Here is a 1,516-nt window from a genome sequence, read left to right as displayed (position 1 = left end):
GGGAGCGCATCGGCCCTGCTTCGTCCGTGAGATCGAAGGGTATCTTGCGGCAGGCCCTACTGGGCCGCGCTGTCTTTGGCAGCCATCTGGCCGGCAAGACGACCATTCACCAGGCAGTCGGCCGTCGCGCACGAGCCCAAGCGGCAAGCTCCGTGCACGCCGCCAGTCGCTTCGCCCGCAGCGTAGAAACCAGGGATCGGCTTCAGGTCGACATCGAGCACCTGGGCATCCATGTTGGTCTTCACGCCGCCCATGGTGTGGTGTACCTTCGGCCAAATGCGCGTAATGTAGTAAGGGCCGGCCCCCAGGGGTTTGGCATCCTTGGGGATCATCTTGCCGAACTCCTCGTCAACACCCGACTCGACGTAGCCGTTGTAGCGCGCGAACTGCGCCTTGAACTCGTCGGGCAGACTGTAGGCGGCAATGACCTCGTCGATGGTGGCGAGTTTCTTCGTAATGCCAGCATCGATCGCAGGCTGCAGATTGGCTTCGAAATTCCACTTGGGAATGTTCTGCTCGTCGACGATCTGCAGCAGCGGCACCCCGTTCTCGACGATGGCGTTCGAGTACACGCGCCTGTCGGCAAGCTCGCTGACGATGCGCTTGCCCGTTTGAGGATCGATGCTCATTCCGTACGCGACGTTTGCATCGATGTAGCTCGGACCCTTTCCGTATCCGGTCTCGTCAGGGCTGCACCAGGGACCGAGCTGTATCCAATCAAGATGAACCGCGAGCGCGCCCGCCTTCATAGCCGCCGCCAACGCCTCGGCAGTCGCGCCGTCCTGATTGGTGCAATCGACAGTATCGTCGAGGTGCGGATCGTGCTGCATGCGCCAAGCAACGTCCTTGCCGAAGCCTCCGCTCGCAAGCACGACGCCCTTGTTTGCCTTGATGTACCGCGGATCGCCCGTGGCAGGATCGTTCCCCTTCGCCTTCTCGTTCACCTGAATGCCCATGACACGGCCCGTCTCGTCGCGGAAGAACTTCACCACCATGCGGTTCGTCTTCATAGGCACACCCATCTCGTCAAGCTTGCTGGTCAGGGGCACCGTCATGGCGGAGCCGTGGCCAAGGGCCGGATGGATGGTGCGAACCGTGTTGTGTCCGCCGTAGGGAATCACGTTGACCTCGCCTTTTTCATCGACATCCCATTCGACGCCGAGCTCGCTGCGAGTCCACTCCCACGTATCGTTCGATTTCTCGGCAAGCACGCGGCACTTCGCCTCGTCGTTGAGACCCAAACCTGCGGTCATCATATCGGCAACGTATTTATCGACCGAGTCCTCGATGCCTTTGGCTTTCTGTGCTGAAGACATGCACACAGCGAAGTCGCCGTCTGCGATTGCCGAATTCCCTCCGATCGTCGACATCTTCTCGACGATCATCGTATCGGCGCCTGCCTTCGAGGCCTCGTATGCTGCGGAAAGCCCCGCATAGCCCGAACCGACAACAACAACGTCGCACTCCTCGTCCCATGCTTCAGGAAGTCCCGTACCCGACGTCGTAACCGCGCTTG

Annotated in this window: 1 protein-coding gene; it reads right to left on the bottom strand. The window is 60.8% G+C overall.

What is annotated here, in order from left to right:
- Window positions 1–56: 56 nt before the first annotated feature.
- Window positions 57–1,516, bottom strand: a 1,460-nt coding sequence (locus RR842_RS14630; protein ID WP_332730302.1) for a flavocytochrome c, incomplete at its 5' end; no start/stop codon positions are given.

The sequence above is a fragment of the Gordonibacter sp. genome (assembly GCF_036667095.1).
Taxonomy (GTDB): Bacteria; Actinomycetota; Coriobacteriia; order Coriobacteriales; family Eggerthellaceae; genus Gordonibacter.
The sequence above is the reverse complement of the archived record's forward strand: the minus strand, read 5'-3'. Positions and strand labels throughout refer to the sequence as shown.